The following is a 17,847-nucleotide window of genomic DNA, read 5'->3' as shown; positions in this document are numbered from 1 at the left end:
GCGAGAAAGGACAGATTCCTGTGAAGCAGAAGCAGCGTCGCCGCCAGCAGTCTGCGCTCTACAGCCAGGCACTCTTCGAGACCGCCCGCGACACGGAGGACGGGGAGAGGAGTGCGGTAGAAAAGGCGGCGGACCAGGCTGCCCAGCGCCTGCGGGTTCAGGAGATCACCCAGCGGCTGGTCGAGCACTATGGTGAGCCGGAGTGGTCCAGTAAGGACCCACTCAGCCAGCTCGTTGATGTGCTGCTCTCGCATCGCACGCGCGACGAGCAAACCGCCGCCGCCTATGCGCGTCTGCGCCAACGCTTCGGGAGCTGGGAGGCTGTACGCGATGCCCCGACGGCAGCCGTAGAAGAGGCCATTGCAGTCGTCAACTGGCCAGAAATCAAGGCGCCGCGCCTGCAAACCATACTGCGTCAGATCACGGCTGAGCGCGGCGCCCTCAATCTCGATTTCCTCTGCACCTTGCCTGTTGCCGAAGGTCTGGCCTGGCTCAGTCGCTTCGAAGGCGTCGGCCCCAAGACTGCCGCCTGCGTCCTCCTCTTTAGCTGCCGTCTGCCTGTCCTCCCCGTCGACACCCATGTCCATCGTATCGCCATACGCCTGGGCCTCATCTCGCCGCGGCTCACTCCCGAGCAGGCCCAGCCCGTGCTACAGGCGCTGCTACCGACCGACGCCCGCGCCATCTACAACTTCCACAAAGGTCTCGTCTGGCATGGCCAGCGCTGCTGCTACTTTCAGCGACCGCGCTGTGAGCGCTGTTTTCTCCGCGATCTCTGTGCCTATTATGCAGCAGGGCAACAGAGGCAGGGCACGCCACGCGAGAGCAAAGAAGGCGAAGGTTAAGCGGTAGAAGAATTGTCTGCTCGTAACTGGAGAGGGGAGAGCGTCATTGCCCCAGGCAAAGCCGGGCGACCGCTGCGGTCGCCCGGCGTAGGTTGAGGGTTGCTCATATGAGAGCCGCGAGTGGCCAACTAGCTGCCGCTCCGCGCGGGAGCATGGTTCAAGACGGGGTAGCCCTCGCTCACATACTCGCTGGGATCGGGTTGGATCTCGTCCAGATGGTACGAGTTCTTGGCATCTGTATTGATACCAGGCCAGCGAGCGCCGTAGAGATAGTGACCGGTCTGAGCCGGCGAGAGTGGCAGCCTGCCAAACTGCGGGATACCGCGCACCCGCGGCACATCCGGCTCGGGTGGCTCGATATAGAGATCCTCGGGCACCCGGTTGTAACCCATGCGCTGCAGATCCGCCTCGCTCAAATTGATCTGCACCACCCCATCGTCGCTCAGGGATTTCACCGCCTGACGCGGCACATAGTAGACCTTGGGGAAGAGGTGCCCACGCTCAACCAGCAGATAGGTCGGGAAGCGGGCCTGAATGGTTCCGAGCCAGCTGCCACGGGCATCGACCACGTCCAGGCCCAGCTTGAAAGGCGAGCGATCGCGCGCCTCAGCGGGCGCGGGCACATAGATGGGCGGTAGGGACTTGAAGGGGTCTTCCAGTCCCCAGCCGATCATAAAGGCAATCGCAAAAATGCCTGCCACCAGCGCCAGCCCGAGCGAGAGCAGGGGGGCGCTGTTCAATAAGAGCAGCATGAAGAAGACCGCGGCCACCGCCACAGACAGCAATAGCGGCCAGTAGCTCGGCCCGGGCATATGGATGTGCTCTTCCCCTTCCTCGCCCTCAACGTCGAGCAAGGTCGCGTGAATTTCGTCGGCAATCGAGCCGGCAGTCTGAGGAGACCTGTCCATACAGCTCCTGTTCCTTGCTTCAGATCGTACTCACCGACTGGCGGGAAGCGCGCTGCCCCGTGTTGCCGTCAGTGAGCGAAGCTTGCTTCTTGAATAGCCTGGATAGAAAGAAAGAAAGAAAGAAAGAAGAAACTCCCCTTACCAAATACCATAGCACAGCAGCGCAAGCGCGAAGCCCGTCGCTCGCCCTTAAGTATAGCATATCTGGCCAGGGATGGATAGCGTACCGGACTGGCGGGCGAGCAGATAAGCGGACCGCAGCTTCCGGCACAGAGCAAGCAGCGGATGAGTGCACGTACGCAGCCACACCCGGGCGAAAGGGCCTTGCCCCCAGCCGGCTTGCTTGATTTTGGGGGCTGGCTAAGGTAAGCTTACTGATAGGTGATTCACCTTTCATATTTGGTAATGAAGGAGGCACCAAGACATGCCCACCTCAGTCTTCTTACCTGGCATCAGTCAGAGGCGCTGCAACACAGCGCGTCTGGAGATCGCCTATCTGGAAGCGGGGAACGAAGGGCCGGCGCTCATTCTTGTGCACGGTAACTGCTCCTCATCGCTCTTCTTCCAGGACCTCATGCTGGCCCTGGCGGCCCTGGGCTATCATGTCTACGCGCCCGACATGCGGGGCTATGGTGACAGCCAGGTCTTGCCGATCGACGCCACGCGCGGTGTAAGCGATCTCTCAGACGACCTGGCCAGTTTTGCGGAAGCCCTGGGACTGAGCAGCTTCTATCTGCTTGGCTGGTCGCTCGGCGGCAATGTTGCCATGCAGTATGCCATTGACTATCCTGGCCGGCTGCGCGGCCTCATTCTAGAGGCCACCGGTTCGCCCTTTGGCTTTGGAGGAACGCGCGACGCTAACGGGCGCCCGGTCTGGCCGGACTTCGCTGGCAGCGGAGGGGGAACTGCCAACGCTGAGTTCGTGCAGCGTCTCGCCGCCGGTGATCGCAGCGCCGAGCAAGGCTCGCCGCGGGCCGTCATGAACAACTTCTACTTCAAGCCGCCGTTCCGCGTGGCCCCCGAGCGTGAAGAGATCTACGTCAGCGGCATTCTCTCCACGCGCACCGGGCCTGGCAACTATCCGGGCGACTCTGTTCCTTCACCGAACTGGCCCTATGTCGCCCCGGGCCGCCAGGGAGTCAACAATGCCCTCTCCCCTGCCTATCTCAATCAAGCGGCGCTAGTTGATCTCAGTCCCAAGCCACCCATTCTCTGGATTCATGGCGCCGACGACCAGATCGTCTCAGACACCTCCTTCTTCGACTTAGGCTATCTTGGGCAGCTTGGGATCGTCCCCGGTTGGCCAGGGGTCGAGCAGTATCCGCCCCAGCCCATGAAGACCCAGATCCGGTGGCTCCTGGAGCGCTATCGCCAGCAAGGAGGGGTCTATCACGAACTCCAGCTAGCCAACTGTGGACACTCCCCGCACATCGAGCAGCCGCAGCAGGTCCTGGAGGCCATGCGCGACTTCATCGCGGCCCACGTCTAACCAGGGTCGGCGGGAATGAGGGAGGGAGCAGTACGCCGTCTGGCGGCTCCGTGCTGGGCGGCCTGGCGGTGCCCAGGCGCAGCACAGCGACGCGAGCCGGCCAGATCCCTGGTCCTCCCTCCTAGCCGATCAGCTCCTCCATCTGCGTGAGGTGTGTCTCGAACAGGCGCAGCGCCTGGCGCACCGGCTTCGGCGTTGTCATATCGACCCCGGCCCGTCGCAGCAGCTCGATGCTATAGTCCGAGGAACCGGAGCGCAAGAACTGCAGATAGCGCTCAACCGCCGGTGCCCCCTGTTCCAGAATCTGCTGAGCCAGCGCGCAGGCTGCCGAGATGCCAGTTGCATACTGATACACGTAGAAGTTGTAATAAAAGTGAGGAATACGGGCCCACTCGATATCGATCAAGTCATCGATGACCACCTCGGCCCCATAGTACTTCTCATTGAGGCGGTGGTAGAGCCGGCTCAGCGTATCCGCCGTCAGTGGCTCGCCCTGTTCGGCCAGCTGGTGAATCTGATGCTCGAACTCGGCAAACATCGTCTGGCGGTAGAGCGTCCCGCGGAAGTCCTCCAGCGAATGATTAAGAATCGCCAATCGCTCCTCACGGCTCTCCGTCGTCTTAAGCAAGTACTCGGTGAGCAGCGTCTCATTCAACGTCGAAGCCACCTCGGCCACGAAGATCGTGTAGTCCCCGTAGACGAAGGGCTGGTGGCGGCGCGTGTAGTACGAGTGCAGCGAGTGCCCTAGCTCGTGCGCCAGGGTATACATGCTATCGCGGTTGCCCTGGAAGTTGAGCAGGATGAAGGGGCGTGTCCGATAGGCACCGCCGCTGTAGGCACCGCCGCGCTTGCCGGGCGTCTCGAAGACGTCGATCCAGCGCTCACTGAAGGCTTGCTTGAGCACGCTGACGTACTCTTCTCCCAGAGGAGCGAGGGCGGTAGTGATCGTATCGCGTGCCTGCTCGTAGGAGATCTCCTGCAGCGTCTCCTTGACGATCGGCACGTAGAGATCGTACATATGCAGCTCATCGAGCTGGAGCATGCGCTTGCGCAAGCGCAGATAGCGATGCAGCAGCGGCAGCTCCTCGCTGACCGTCTCGATAAGCATATCGTAGACGCTCTCAGGAATGTTATAGCGAGCCAGGGCCCGCTCGCGGCCCGAGCGATAGCCGCGCTGCCGTGTATAGAACATATCCGTCTTGATATGGCCGGCCAGGGTGGCGGCGATCGTATTGCGCTGCTTGAGGAAGGTCCCGTGCAGTGCCTCGAACGCCTCCTTACGCACGCGCCGATCCGTGCTGCGGATAAAGACCAGGTAGTTCCCCTTGGTCAGTTCCACCTCCTCGCCCTGCTCATTGCGGATAGTCGGCAGGTGCAGATCGGCATTATCGATCATTGTGAAGATGGCGTCGGGCGTCTCGGCCATCTCGCCGGCGGCGGCCAGCACTGCCTCCACCTCGGCGGAACGAATATGCGGGCGCTGGCGATTGAGGTCGTGCAGTTGATGCTCATAGAGCGATAGACCGGGAGTTTCCCGCAAATATCGCTCCAGCTTCTCCTGGGGCACCGCCAGAATCTCCGGCTCGATAAAGGAGATCGCCGTGGACGCGCGCACGTAGAGCTGAAGGGCGCGATCGTACATTCCCTGGTAGTGGCTGTTACTGGTATCCTCATCCTTGCGCATCGAGGCGTAGACCAGCAGCGTCTCCAGCCGTTCGAAGAACTCATCGCGTCGGCGCAGCACGGTCAGCAGAGCCTCGCCACTCTGGGCCAGTGTCCCCTTGAGGGCTTCCAGGCCCGGCAGCAGTCCCTGTAGCTCCTGATACTCGCGCTCCCAGGCCTCATCAGTTGCAAAGATGCTCTCCAAATCCCACGTATACTCTTTTGGAATGTCGCTTCGTTTCTTCCAGGTTTGCAGCATCTCGCCTCCTCAAAAAGCAACCATAAACTCAAGAAAGTGTTCTCATTGTAACAGAAAATTGGCACACGCGCGTAGTGGCGAGCGTGAGGGCAGAACAGAACTGGACCGGGCCAAGGCGCCAGGGTAGCGAAGGCGAGCCAGATCTTGATCTTGATAGGGCATGGGAGATTGAGCCAGGCATCTGGCCGAGAGAAAGAAGATGGCACCCTGGCGCTTCGGGTCGGGACCCAGGGTGCGGACACGAGAGCAGCATAGCAAAGCAGGGGGTGCACTCCTGCCCTGCAGACCCAGGCTTGCCGACTGCAGAAGAAGCCGGCTGTCGACCTGCTCGCGCAAGTCCCAGGAGCACAAGGTTCGCTAGCAGGGCGAGCGCGGCAGAGCCGTTGCCCGCCTCGCTGGCGAACCGAGTGGGACAGAGCGAAGCCGAGCCAGCCAGCATGACAGCGCCAGCCAGGTAAAGAGAAGCTACCAGCCGAGGGCTAAGCCATCGCAGCGTGGATCTGCGGCGCCCTGGAGCAGATGGTTATCGGGTGTGATCAGAATAGCCTGAGCATGGCCCATATCGTCTTCCCACGGTCCCCAGACTGCCACCCGGTGGCCCAGCATCTCCAGCCCCAGCGCTACCGCATTGGGAAAGCGCTGCTCCAGGGCCACCACCTCGCTCGCCTCGCGCTCTCCCAGCGGGTGAGCGCCCAGCTGCCCCTGCAGCAGCTGCCGGCGCCCGCCCTGCTGCCACAGGAGGCCGCTGCGCCAGCGCGGCGCATTGATCGCCTGCTGAATATTCAAGCCGAAGTCGATCACCGCCGTCAGCAGCTGCACGTGGATTTGTGGCTGGGCATCCGCTCCCATCGTGCCCAGCACCAGGAACGGCTCGCCGTCGCGCAGCACCAGCGCTGGCGTCAGCGTATGCATCGTGCGCTTGCCTGGTTGCAGATAATTCACATGGCGCGGGTTGAGAGAGAAATAGGAGCCGCGATTGTGCAGCAGCACGCCACTCTCGCCGGCCACGATCCCGCTGCCCCAGCTATAGAAAAGGCTCTGGATCAGCGAGACGGCATTGCCCTCACTATCAACCACGCACAGATACATCGTATCGCCGTCGCGCTCAGGTTCGCTCTCGACCTCGACATGGAAGGAGGCACGCTCTGGATTGATGCGTGCCCGCAGCTGCTCCGCGTACGCCTTGCTCAGCAGGCGCTCCACCGGAATCTCCACAAAGGCCGGATCAGAGATATAGCGATCGCGATCGGCAAAGGCCAGCTTCTTGGCCTCGATCATCAGGTGCAGCGTCTCAGGACTTTGATAGCCGAGCGCCTTCAGATCATAGCCCTCCAGAATATTGAGCATCTCCAGGACCGTCAGGCCCTGCGAATTGGGAGGAAACTCAAAGACCTCATAGCCGCGGTAGGTTGTTGACAGCGGCGTTACCCAATCCGAATGATGGGCCTGGAGATCCTCCAGGCTCAGCACCCCGCCGCAGCGCTGCACATAGTCAACGAGCGTACGCGCCAGAGGCCCACGATAGAAAGCCTCACGACCCTCGCGTGCGAGCAGACGGTACGTACGGGCCAGGTCAGGCTGGCGCAAGATCTCACCGCAGCCTGGAGGACGGCCCCCAGGTAGAAAGACGCGGGCTGTCGCTTCCCAGCGCTGCAGCACCGTCTCAGCGGCGCGCTCCAGCCAGCCGGCCAGCTTGGGCGAGACCGGGAAGCCCTCCTCGGCGTAAGCAATTGCCGGCGCAAAGACCTCCTCAACCGGCAGTCGGCCAAAGCGCTCCAGGGCCTCGAACCAGCCATCGACTGCCCCCGGAACCGTAATCGAGAGCGGGCCGATCGCCGGAATCTCGCGCAGCGAGTGAGCAGCGAAATACTCGGGCGTCAGAGCACGCGGCGCCCGCCCGCTGCCGTTCAGCGCATGCAGCCGGCGGCTGCGCGCCTCCCAGATCAACATAAAGACATCTCCACCCGCTGAGCAGGTTGGCGGGTAGACGACAGTCATCGCTGCGTTAGCTGCAACTGCAGCATCAACGGCATTCCCTCCGCGCTCCAGCACCTGCAAACCAGCCCGAGTAGCCAGGTAATGAGCGCAGGAGACCATTGCCTGTGAGCCAAAGATGGGTTGGTCGGAGAGCATGACAGGAGATCGCCTTTCGCACCGAACGCCTTCGTCAACCGGCAGAATCTCTGTGCTGGCCAATCAATCAGCCAGCGTAGTTGGCGAGGCGAGCTTACCCTCACTTCAGGAACGAACGTACGCACGAGCGCGAGCGAACAAAGCCCCAGGCGACTGATCCAGGCACCCTGGTCAGCGCCTTGTCCGCCACCCATTATAGCATAGCGCGAGGGAGGAGGAGGCAGGCTCTCGTTGAGAGCGGAGGAAGGCAAAAGAAAGGACTGCGGCTTGACGGAGCGGACCTATCTCGGTATCATGAGCCTGCTGAAGAGCGCCATCTTAATCCAGGAGGCTACCGTGTTATCCGTAGCAGTGCTTGCCGCCCTTGCCGCCCAGCCACTCTTCACCGTCACCCTGGCCCACTTAATTTATTTCGTCATCGCTGTGCTTCTGGGAATTGTAGCTGAAACGATCATCGGCTGGCGTCTCCCCTATGGCATTCTTGGGGCCGTCCTCTGTGCCTTTATTGGCATCCTCCTCGCCGTTCTTCTACCTTTTCACGTCGGCAGCGACGTGACCATTTTCGGCGAGCCGATTGCCCTCACCCAGGCCATCATCGGCGGGGCGGTCCTGCTCACCATCTGGCATCTCGCGACCTACCGTCACTGGCGTCATCGCCATCGCTATTATCGTGGCTATCGCTACCGTGAGTATGGCGAGCGACGCGACTGAAAGGGCGGGGTAGTCCAGGCAGACGTACCTGAAGCCCCGCCCTGAGATAGGAGCGGCTGAGCGAGATGAAGAGACCGCGGGGGAAGCTGCCGGATCAGATAGTCGGTTGGCTCTGTTCGGCGGAGCCACCCGGCTCCGGGTCTCTCCCTGACGCTGGTCCCTCGGGAGTCATGGCTGGGGGATCACCAGCCGCCAGGTTGAAGCTGAGCGCGGAAGCGCTCTGGCCTGCCGAGGATGGCATGGGCGATGGCGCAGAGGCGGGCGTTGGTCCCGACTGGTGACCGTTGCGAGCAGCGGTAGTGCTTGACCGTTGAAGAAGCTGAGCTTCGGCTAGCTCGCGCACACGCTGCACATGATTCTTATGGCAGATCAGAGTCTTATCCTCCAGGGCCACCACGATCACATCCTCCAGGCCGACCGTATAGATTTCCCGCTGCGTCGTATTGTAGACAAAGACATTCTGGCTGCCGAGAGCGAAGTGGTGGCCGATGCCGCGCAGACCATTGCCATCGGCATCGTAGAGCGCTCCGTACTGCTCCCAGTTTCCCACATCGCTCCAGCCAATATCGACCGGGATGACCACCAGCCGATCGGTTTTCTCCAGCACGCCGTAGTCGATAGAAATAGAGATCAACGAAGGCCAGAGTTCCTCTAACAGCGGTCGCTCGGCGGGGGTGCCCATTGCCTCCACGATGCGGGTCAGCTGCTCCGCCAGAGCCGGCAGATGGGTGCGGACCTCTGCCAGGATCGTGGCGGCCTGCCAGATAAACATGCCGCTGTTCCAGACGTAATGTCCATCCTGGAGATAGCGCTGTGCAGTCGCCAGATCAGGCTTTTCGACGAACTGCTCCACGCTGAACGCCTGGTGACCGTAGCCGTCGGCCACTGGGGAAGCGAAGCGGATATAGCCGTAGCCGGTGGCTGGCTCGGTGGGTCGGATGCCCCACGTTACCAGGTAGCCACGTTGAGCAAGCTGATAGCCGAAGCGGATCGCCCGCTGGAATGGCTCCAGCTTCGTGATCACATGATCAGCGGGAAAGACCGCCATCACGGCCCGAGGGGAGCGACGGGCCAGCAGGGAAGCTGCCCAGGTAATAGCGGGAGCCGTATTGCGCCCGACAGGCTCCTCCAGGATCTGCCTGGGAAGCACCTCTGGCAGGTGCTGGCGCACCAGCTCGCTGAAAGCTCGTCCAGTCACCACCCAGATCCGTTCTGGCGGCACCAGGGTCGTCACTCGTGCCAGCGTCTCTTGAATCATGCTGCGGCCTCCCGGGAGAGGCAGGAACTGCTTGGGGAACTCGGGGGTACTCAGCGGCCAGAGTCGTGTCCCGCTGCCGCCCGCCAGGATGACAGCGTGTAAGTCTTCCATCTATCTACCTCGGTTGGTCAGAATGGTGCCCATGCACAATGGTTTTTGCCGATGCAAGCGACAAAAAAGCAAGAGGCGAGAGAGCTAGCTTGCTTGCCACCAAGCCACCTCTAACCGCCACCATCTGCTTGCTCGCTCAGGGAGATGTCCTATCATAGCAACAGAACGAGTACGCTCTCAAGAAAGACACGACTCACCGGGGACAATTCTACCACGAGAGCCTGCGGGGTCGGAGAGAGAAGAAGCTTCCCCCATTTGGGGGAAGTTCCCGCTACTGCTCAGTTCAAGGGCTTGACTTGTCTGCCCAACCTGTTATTCTCTAAAAGAAGCCGCATGAGAACGACGGCAGGACTGTCAGGAAGAAACAGTATGTGATCCACGAAAAAGAGGAATAGCACCTGGATGGCAGAAGAAAGTAACAAGCAAAGTCCTTATTATGGCTGGCAGTATGATCAGGAGCAACTGGGTGCAGGGGCCGCAGGGAAGTCAGGCGCGAATCTGCCACCTGTCTCGCTCCCGCCGCAGCAGCCAGTCTATCCTCCCCAGGTGCCTTCTGGTGGCAGGGTAGGGTCCCAGTCGGGGCGCTTATATCAGGAGCAGCATCTACCAGATATGGGCGGCTCGCTGGGCTATGGGCAGGGGATGGAGTATCTCTATGCCAATGTGCCGCAGCCATCGCAGCCGTTGCCGGCTTTGCGCCAGGCGCGTTTACAGCAGTTGCGTGAGGAGCGTCTGCGTCGGCAGCAGCGTCGTGTGCAGCAGCCGGATCTGAGCGATTTGATTCAGCGTAAGGTTTTCAGGCGCCGCATGGGGGATCTGGCTCCTCTCTCCCCGTCGGCGCTGAGTGGTCAGGCTGGTGAGATCGGTGGTGGTCTGAGTCAGGGACAGGGGCAGGCTCAGACTCAGCTCCAGATGCAGGAGCAGCCGATGCCGGTGGCCAGGCCAGCGGCCTCAGCCTCAGTGGCGTCTGCTGCCGCTGCGCCTTCGACTCCCGCCTTGCAGCCTGCTTCGGAGCCGGCTCAGGATACCGCGATGATCCGGCGAGTGCAGGTGCGCAACGCGGCCTTCATTCTCACTGGTGCCTTCGTGGCCAGTCGTGTCCTGGGGCTGCTGCGCTCCTCGATGTTTGCCGCGGTCTTTGGAACTGATCCGACCTCTGGTGCCTTCTATCAGGCTTTTCTCTTGCCTGATACGATCTTTAATATTGTGGCCGGCGGAGCCCTCAGCTCGGCCTTCATTCCCGTCTTTACGCGCTACATGGTCAGCGATCACGACGAGAAGACGGCCTGGCATGTCGCCAATACGGCGCTGACGCTGGCCACGACCATTATGTTAATCATTGCTCTGATCGGCTTCATTTTTGCCAATCAGATTGTACCGCTGTATAATCCCAATGTCAGCCCGGGCGAGCTGAGCCTGATCATCGCGCTGACGCGTATCATGCTCTTCCAGGCGGTGGTTCTTGGCAGTGGAGTCATTGTCAGCGCCGTGCTGAACGCGCAGCAGCACTTTACACTCTACGCCTTGGGGACTGTGCTCTATAACGTCGGGCTGATCGCGGGCCTGCTGCCAGGAATGTTTCTGGCGCTAATCGGTCAGCGCAATTCGATGGTGGCCGTCTACTGCGCCAGTGCTGGGGTTGTGCTGGGAGCCTTGCTCCAGGTCGGTATCCAGATTCCAGGGCTGCCGCGCGTAGGCATGCACTTCCGCCCCTCCTTTGACTGGCGCCATCCCGGCGTTCGTCAAATCGGGCGCCAGATGATCCCGCGCATTATCAATGCCGCGATGCTCTCAACGACGACCTTTGTCGACCGCGCCCTGATCCTGCTGCTGGGGACACTGGTAGCCGTTGGCTCGCTTGGGCAGCAGACGCTCCTTGGCTTTATCACAGCTTACTACTACGGGTTTTCGCTGATGCTGCTGCCGCTGGGCATCTTCGGCATGGCTATTTCCACGGCGGCCTTCCCGACGATCGCCGAGTATGTGGCGCGCGGGCGCCTGGAGCGAGCGCGCAGCATCGTGATGGAGACCTTGCGCGGCATCCTCTTCTTGTCGATTCCTTCCAGCCTGGGCTTGATTGTGCTGGCGCTGCCCATTATTCAGACGCTCTATCAGCACGGCGCTTTTGGCCTGGAGAGCGCCGAAATTACGGCTATCCCTTTGTCGATGTTCGCCATTGGTCTGGCTGGCCAGGCTGCTGTAGAGATTCTGACGCGCTCGTTCTATGCTCTACGCGATAGTACGACGCCGGTCATTGTCAGTGTCGGTCAGTTTATCTTTAAGATTGCCCTGGGTCTCTTGTTGATCAACGCCTTCGCCCGCTTGTGGGGCGCGGCCTGGGGCATGGGGGCCTTGGCCCTCTCTACCTCAGTAGCCGGTCTGCTGGAGGCCACGGTCCTCCTCTGCCTGATCCATCAGCGCATCGGCGGACTGATTACCCGCGACCTGGGAACGTTCTTGAGTCGGGTGCTGGTGGCGACGGGCGCGATGGGCCTGGCGGTCTTCCTGGTCCGCCTGCTGCTGGATTTCTTGCTGAATACAACTGATCCGACCCGCCCGATGATTACGCATGGAGGCTTGCTTCAGGTCCTGGTGGCTCTGGTGAAACTGCTTATCGAAATGGCGGTCGGCATCGTGGTCTATCTGCGGGCGGCGCGTCTACTAAAAATCGATGGGCAGATCGAACTGCTTGGCCCTGTGCGGCGTTTGTTGGCGCGCTTCAAGCTGTCCTGGATCTAGTTGATCTGCCTGCTTGCTCCCAGTTTACTCCGCTGGCTGCCTGCGCCCAGACTGGCGCTGGTGCGCTCGCTCACCAGTCTCGTTGAGGTGAGGCGCATGACCAGGAGCGGGAGAGGTGTAAGCTGATCAACCCGGCGCAAACGACGATAACGCGCTGAGGAACTCAACTCAGCTCATTTCGATAACGATTGACAGGGTATTACTGCAATGGTAAAGGAATTGCGCCTTGCCCTGATTGGCTTCGGCACAGTTGGCCAGGGGCTGGCCGAGCTGCTGATGGAGAAGCGAGACTGGCTGCGAGCCGCCTATGGTCTGGATGCCCGTCTGGTGGCGGTGGCCACGGCTCGCTCCGGCTTTCTGGCCCGCGCGGAGGGCCTGGATGAGGCGGAGCTGCTGAGGATCGCGGCCAGTGGTCAGCCGCTGACAGCCTATGCGGCGACGGGGGTGAAGCGCTGGCCGACGGTGCGCGAGGGATTGGCGGCCACTGGGGCCGATGTGCTGGTTGAGGTGACGGGGACGAACCTGCGCGATGGGGAACCGGGCTTGAGCCATATCCGCCAGGCGCTGGAGCAGGGCATACATGTGATTACTGCCAATAAGGGACCGGTGGCCCTGGCTGCCCACGAGTTGCTGGCTTTAGCCGCGCGCAAGGGGGTCCAGCTGCGCATGGAGGCCACAGTCATGGCTGGTACACCAGTGCTGAGCACGCTCCTTGAGGGTCTAGCCGGTGCCCGTATTCGCGCCCTCTCGGGCATCCTCAATGGGACAACCAACTATATCTTGACGGCCATGAGCCAGGGACGCGACTACAGTGAGGCGCTGCTGGAGGCGCAGCGCCTCGGCTATGCGGAGGCTGATCCCAGCGCGGACGTGGAAGGCTATGATGCCCTGGCCAAGACTTTGATTCTGGCTGCGCTGGTCTTCGGACTGCCACTACGGGCCGAACAGGTGCAGCGACGCGGTATCGCCGGCGTGACGCAGGAGGAGGTCCGCGCCGCGCAGGCCCAGGGACGCCGCATCAAGCTGGTGGCCTCCTTGCGCCTGCGCGAGGGAGTGGAGGTCAGCGCCACCTCTCCCTCCGGTCAGATGCCAGCGCTGCCTGTCGAGGCACGAGTGGAACCAGTGGCCCTGCCACTGGAGCATCCCCTGGCGCGTGTTGATGGTGTCATGAATGCCCTCACTGTTGAGTGCGACACCCTTGACTCTGTCACAGTGATTGGCCCCGGGGCAGGCCGCCGCCAGACAGCCCAGGGCCTGCTTGCTGATCTGCTGGCCATCGCTCGCGCTCAAACGTAATGACCTGGCGGACCAGGCCACCTGCTCTGAGCGTAGTCTGCTGTGAGAGACCCCGTCTCCGCTCTCTGGCTGCCGGGCTGGTTCGGTTTAGTTAGGTGGGGACTTGGCTTGTGGCTCGGGCCCGGCACCGGCACCGGGCCGCGGCGGGTCGGGCTGACCTGGCACCCGGAAGATGCATTCGAGCGAACCGAAGCGCAGCCGGTCGCCGTGTTGTAGGAGCTCGGCCTTGAGCGGCTTCAGCCGCAGCCCGCCCAGCCAGGTTCCGTTATGGCTCTTCAGATCCTCGATGTAGAAGAAGGTCTCTTCAAAGTGGATACGAGCGTGTTGGCGCGAGACCACCATATTGGGGTCCAGGGGTGTCAGATCGATATCTGGATAGAGGTGGCGGCGCGGATCAGCCCGCCCGACCACAACATTGCGCCCTCTGATCGGCAGGCGCAGCGGACGTTCGCCCCCTTCAAAACAGAGATAGGCCAACACGCTCTCCTCGGCGTGCTCGCTGCCAGGACCGGCCTCGGGCGAGGTTGGGGTACTGGCGGCCTCTCTCTGGGGAGCTTGAATCAAGGTTTGGGCCAGGGTGAGGTCGCTGGTCGTCCCTATCGCCGCGATCTCACGAGTAACCGTCGAAGAGGGCGGCTGCTCAGTCGATGCCAGCAGAGTGACCTCTCCGAAGGCTGGTACACGCTCGGGTGGGGGCGGCATCTGAATGCCGTTGAGCGCATTCAGGAAAGCCTGCACTGAGGCAAAGCGTTGGGCCGGCTGCTTGGCCAGAGCATGCTCTAGGAGTGCCTGCACCACATTTGGCGTATTGTGGTGGTATAGCTCCAGGCTCGGGAGAGGCGTGCTCGTCTGCAGAAAGGCGGTTTCTGCAATAGTGCGTCCTACGAAAGGCGGGCGACCGGTCACCAGCTCGAAGAGCAGCAGGCCGGCGTGGTAGACGTCGCTCCAGGGGCCTGGAGGCAGTCCCTGAATCTCCTCGGGCGCTAGATAGCGCGGATCAAAGAAAGCCATGTCGTCGGGCTGCTGGCTGCCCCCCAGACCGAGAGTGTTGACCAGCAGGCGCAGGCCGAGGTCATCGATCTGCACATAGTCGCGGAACTCAATGACCTGCACCGTAATCAAAGAAGGACGAAGATCCAACCCCACAAAGCCCTGGGCTTCTAGGGCTTCGGCACCCTTCAGGATCTGGCGTACGATCTGCAGCGCGCGTTGCAGATCGATATGCTCGTGGTCCATCAGGTAGCGCAGGCTCACGCCACGCGGCGGGTCGGTCACTAAATAGAGCCACGGCCCGTCGATGCCCCAGGTATGGAGGTGTAGCACTGCCGGTGACTGCACCTGGCGACGCCGCTCTAGCAGTGCAAAGAGATTCTGCAACTGTTGAGGAGCAGAAGCTGCGGTCGGCGGCGGTAGGGCGATCAGATGCAGGCCCACGACATCGTTCGTGTTTCGATTATAGGCTGTGCAGCTGGTGACGGTGGAACCTGCCCGGGTAAAGACTTGCCCAATGCGATAGACGCCGGCGACCAGGCGAGAAAACTGTTGTGTCATCCCCTTATGTCCCTTCTGCTTTGCTCTTCGCCGCAGTAGCTCCCTCCCTCCCCTCATGCTATGCGCGCCGGGCTGACTGACATGGAGCATTGCACTGTCTGGCCTTTTCTGCTCAGTTGCGCCGGTGGAGGCGGAGGAGAGTGGCCATTGAGGAAACGCTCTTATCCACTGCTCTGCCTATTTTTTTGCCTGGCTCGCCTGAACCTGCCTTGGGAGGAGCAGCCACAGAATGCTTCCCCGTAGCTGCTCCTCATGCCTCAGCAAATGGTGCTCTCTCTAGTTATAGAGATTTTTGCGAATGTAGTCAATAATGAGCTGCCAGTTATTGTTTGCCGGCAGCAGAATGTACTGTCCGTCCGCTGACTGTGAGTCGACCAGCACATTCTGGTTGCTCAGACCAATACGATGGGCCTGATTGAGGTCCATCTTCAAGGAGAAGAGGCCGAGGTCGGTCAGGGACATATTCGTATAGATGGTCTGCTTCAGGGCGTCCATCGCGTCGAAGAGGTGAGGCCAGGTTGACCACTGCTTCACCTTGCTGATCACCGCTTTAATGATAATCATCTGGCGGGCAGAGCGAGCGAAATCGGTGCCCTCAGCGGGATTGTCCAGCGACTCGCGGGCACGGGCGTAGCGGATCGCCGTCTCGCCGTCCATATGCTGCATTCCCTTTGAGAAATGCACCTTGATCCAGCTCGCATCGATATTTGGGTCATCGTTCTTGGGATAGAGGGCGGTAAACGAATCGGGGACATAGACATCGATGCCGCCGATAGCGTTGATCAGCTCGCGGAAGCCGTCGAAGTCGATCGTCATCCAGTATTTGACATCGAGGCCAGTGATCAACGAGACCTTCTGGGCTGCGGCGTTGCCACCGGCCACAGGGTCCTTATTGTTGTTCGAGGCCACCTCGTAAACACTATTGATCTTGCCGTAGTGACCGGAGCCGGAAGGCACCTGGACCCAGAGATCGCGCGGGATTGAGATGAGCGTCGTATGTTGAGTCGAGGGAATGAGGCTCATGAGCATCATCGAGTCGGTCAGGTAAGCGCCGGGATGGTCACCGCCGCCGAAACCCAGGACCAGCAGATTGACACGATCTGACGTGCTCATAAAGCCTGTTTGTGTGCTCAGCGGGGCCTGCGTTGAGATGGCCGAGCCAAAGGCCAGCACGCGCTGGAGCACGTAGACAGAGAAGCCGGCGAGCAGGACAACTACCAGCAGCAGAGAGAGGCAGCCGATGGCGCAGCCGCGCCGGCGCAGGAACGAGCGGCGCGAGCGAAGCGCAGGAGTCGCGGTCGCGGGGTAGCTCCTCGGATAAGGCTCGGCTCCTGGTCGACGCGACGGAGTAGAAACTCCCCCGCGATAGGCTTGATAGCCCTGATAGCCCGGTGGTAGCTGACGCCTGCCTTGCGTCTGGTTCCCTGCTGAGTTGTGAAAGTTACCTATGATCAACTTCCCCTGCCCGCCGCTGGCAGGAGGCGGGCCAGATGGAGGTACTGGCTCTGTCAGATCTTCGTGCGGATCATAGGGATAGTCCGGCATATTCTTTCCTTCTCAAGACTAGCGCTTCTGTAGTTACAGCACTGCCACCTTCCTCCTCCCAGCACAGCCTACCTACAGAGAAGCAGGCAAAACCCCCTTTCTCTGATAGAAACGTAGCGACCGCCGGGAAGTTACAAATTCTATTTGCGGGACCAGTCCAGAATGGCTGTACGATCTTTCCCGTAGCGGCTGGCGACGATCTCGGCCATAATCGCCAGGGCCATCTCCTCGGGAGTTTTGGCCCCGATGTTCAGCCCGATCGGAGCATGGATACGGCTCAGCTGCTCGTCGGTCAGCCCTTGCTGCTTGAGGCGCTCATTGCGCTCCTGGCTAGTCTTGCGGCTGCCGATGGCTCCGACGTAGCCGACCTGGCGCGAGAGAACCACCTTAAGGGATGGCTCATCGAACTTGGGGTCGTGGGTCAGAATGGCGACCGCCGTTGACGGATTGAGATCCATCCTGGCCAAAACCTCGTCGGGCCAGGCCACGATCAGCTCGTCGGCATGGGGGAAACGCTCGCGTGTCGCAAAGGCAGCGCGAGCGTCGATCACCACCACGCGGTAACCCAGCGTTCGCGCGAAGGTTGTCAAAGGGATAGCGATATGGCCGGCGCCGACGATAATTAAGCGTGGGGGAGGAGGAAAGCCTTCGATAAAGACCTCGAAGGTCTGTTCATGCAAGGTATAGAGCCGCGTGCCTGGCTCTCCGATCCAGATCGCCTGCTCGGCATCTTCAACAACACGCGCCTCCAGCTCCGGCAGGCCGAAAGAGCCATGAAAGCTCTTATCGGGAAAGACCAGGAGCTTCGCGCCGATTCCCTGGCCAGAAGAGGAGCGTACCAGGGTGGCCAGGGCCACACCACGCTCCTGCGCCAGTTGCTGTTTTAGTTCCTCGTAGAGAGCACTCATCAGAGACCATCTCCTGCGCTGGCGTAGCGGGAGAGGCCTCAGTTCGCCTCAATCCCGCTCGCTAAGCGGTCCACTACCAGTCGAGGCGCTCGACAAAGACATGGATCGTCCCGCCGCAGGCGAGGCCGATCTGTTCGAAATTCTCCTCCTCGCTGATGCCGAACTCCAGCATTTGGGGCTTGCCGTCCTTGATCACCTGCAGCGCTGTTTCGATCACTGCCGGCTCCACGCAGCCACCGCTGACGGAGCCGCTGATCTCCCCTTTCTCGCTGACGGCCAGCTTGGCCCCAGGCCGGCGGGGAGCGGAACCGGCCACCGAGACAACCGTAGCCACGGCCACGCGCTCGCCGCGTGCCCGCCAGCGCTCAACATCCGGCAGAATATCGCGCATAGGGAACACCTCCGCAAAAAGGCTCGACAGCATCCAGTATG

13 protein-coding genes are annotated in these 17,847 nt (G+C 61.2%); 5 read left to right on the top strand and 8 right to left on the bottom strand.

Going from position 1 to position 17,847, the window contains the following annotated elements:
• The first annotated feature begins 20 nt into the window (after nucleotides 1-20).
• Complete coding sequence (locus tag KTAU_RS08315) at nucleotides 21-845, top strand: endonuclease III domain-containing protein (protein ID WP_228026364.1); 825 nt, start codon at nucleotides 21-23, stop codon at nucleotides 843-845.
• Nucleotides 846-973: 128 nt separating this feature from the next.
• On the opposite strand, the gene KTAU_RS08310 is transcribed toward KTAU_RS08315, so the two are convergent.
• The gene (locus tag KTAU_RS08310; protein ID WP_151727942.1) at nucleotides 974-1,753 is read right to left on the bottom strand and encodes a hypothetical protein; all 780 of its coding nucleotides are present in this window, start codon (nucleotides 1,751-1,753) and stop codon (nucleotides 974-976) included.
• A gap of 424 nt (nucleotides 1,754-2,177) precedes the next feature.
• Between KTAU_RS08310 and KTAU_RS08305 the strand changes: the two genes are divergently transcribed.
• Nucleotides 2,178-3,242 (top strand): alpha/beta fold hydrolase, encoded by a 1,065-nt coding sequence (locus KTAU_RS08305; protein ID WP_151727941.1) that lies wholly within the window; start codon nucleotides 2,178-2,180, stop codon nucleotides 3,240-3,242.
• A 121-nt stretch (nucleotides 3,243-3,363) separates the two neighbouring features.
• Here KTAU_RS08305 and pepF read toward each other — a convergent pair whose 3' ends face one another.
• Complete coding sequence (gene pepF / locus KTAU_RS08300) at nucleotides 3,364-5,163, bottom strand: oligoendopeptidase F (RefSeq protein WP_151727940.1); 1,800 nt, start codon at nucleotides 5,161-5,163, stop codon at nucleotides 3,364-3,366.
• 465 nt (nucleotides 5,164-5,628) lie between these two features.
• Nucleotides 5,629-7,296, bottom strand: coding sequence for a gamma-glutamyltransferase (ggt, locus tag KTAU_RS08295; protein WP_151727939.1), 1,668 nt, complete (start codon nucleotides 7,294-7,296; stop codon nucleotides 5,629-5,631).
• A gap of 231 nt (nucleotides 7,297-7,527) precedes the next feature.
• On the opposite strand from ggt, the gene KTAU_RS08290 reads away from it, so the two are divergent.
• On the top strand, nucleotides 7,528-8,007 hold the full coding sequence (locus KTAU_RS08290; protein ID WP_151727938.1) for a hypothetical protein: 480 nt from the start codon (nucleotides 7,528-7,530) through the stop codon (nucleotides 8,005-8,007).
• Between the two features lie 94 nt (nucleotides 8,008-8,101).
• On the opposite strand, the gene KTAU_RS08285 is transcribed toward KTAU_RS08290, so the two are convergent.
• Nucleotides 8,102-9,376, bottom strand: coding sequence for a mannose-1-phosphate guanylyltransferase (locus KTAU_RS08285; RefSeq protein ID WP_151727937.1), 1,275 nt, complete (start codon nucleotides 9,374-9,376; stop codon nucleotides 8,102-8,104).
• 402 nt (nucleotides 9,377-9,778) lie between these two features.
• On the opposite strand from KTAU_RS08285, the gene murJ reads away from it, so the two are divergent.
• Nucleotides 9,779-12,115, top strand: coding sequence for a murein biosynthesis integral membrane protein MurJ (gene murJ, locus KTAU_RS08280; RefSeq protein ID WP_151727936.1), 2,337 nt, complete (start codon nucleotides 9,779-9,781; stop codon nucleotides 12,113-12,115).
• Between the two features lie 207 nt (nucleotides 12,116-12,322).
• On the top strand, nucleotides 12,323-13,411 hold the full coding sequence (locus KTAU_RS08275; RefSeq protein ID WP_151727935.1) for a homoserine dehydrogenase: 1,089 nt from the start codon (nucleotides 12,323-12,325) through the stop codon (nucleotides 13,409-13,411).
• 87 nt (nucleotides 13,412-13,498) lie between these two features.
• On the opposite strand, the gene KTAU_RS08270 is transcribed toward KTAU_RS08275, so the two are convergent.
• The 4 genes from KTAU_RS08270 to KTAU_RS08255 form a co-directional block, all read right to left on the bottom strand.
• Nucleotides 13,499-14,962 carry a serine/threonine protein kinase gene (locus KTAU_RS08270; protein WP_170293154.1) on the bottom strand — a complete coding sequence of 488 codons (1,464 nt, stop codon included), beginning with the start codon at nucleotides 14,960-14,962 and terminating at the stop codon, nucleotides 13,499-13,501.
• Between the two features lie 276 nt (nucleotides 14,963-15,238).
• On the bottom strand, nucleotides 15,239-16,507 hold the full coding sequence (locus KTAU_RS08265) for an LCP family protein (protein ID WP_151727933.1): 1,269 nt from the start codon (nucleotides 16,505-16,507) through the stop codon (nucleotides 15,239-15,241).
• Nucleotides 16,508-16,647: 140 nt separating this feature from the next.
• A complete protein-coding gene (locus KTAU_RS08260) occupies nucleotides 16,648-17,415 on the bottom strand; it encodes an XdhC family protein (RefSeq protein WP_151727932.1) in 768 nt (255 codons plus the stop codon).
• A 73-nt stretch (nucleotides 17,416-17,488) separates the two neighbouring features.
• Nucleotides 17,489-17,806 carry an XdhC family protein gene (locus tag KTAU_RS08255; protein WP_052889841.1) on the bottom strand — a complete coding sequence of 106 codons (318 nt, stop codon included), beginning with the start codon at nucleotides 17,804-17,806 and terminating at the stop codon, nucleotides 17,489-17,491.
• Between the last annotated feature and the right edge of the window lie 41 nt (nucleotides 17,807-17,847).

Origin of the sequence: Thermogemmatispora aurantia, assembly GCF_008974285.1 — a bacterium.
GTDB classification, from domain to species: Bacteria; Chloroflexota; Ktedonobacteria; order Ktedonobacterales; family Ktedonobacteraceae; genus Thermogemmatispora; species Thermogemmatispora aurantia.
This window is presented reverse-complemented; position numbering and strand designations above follow the sequence as displayed.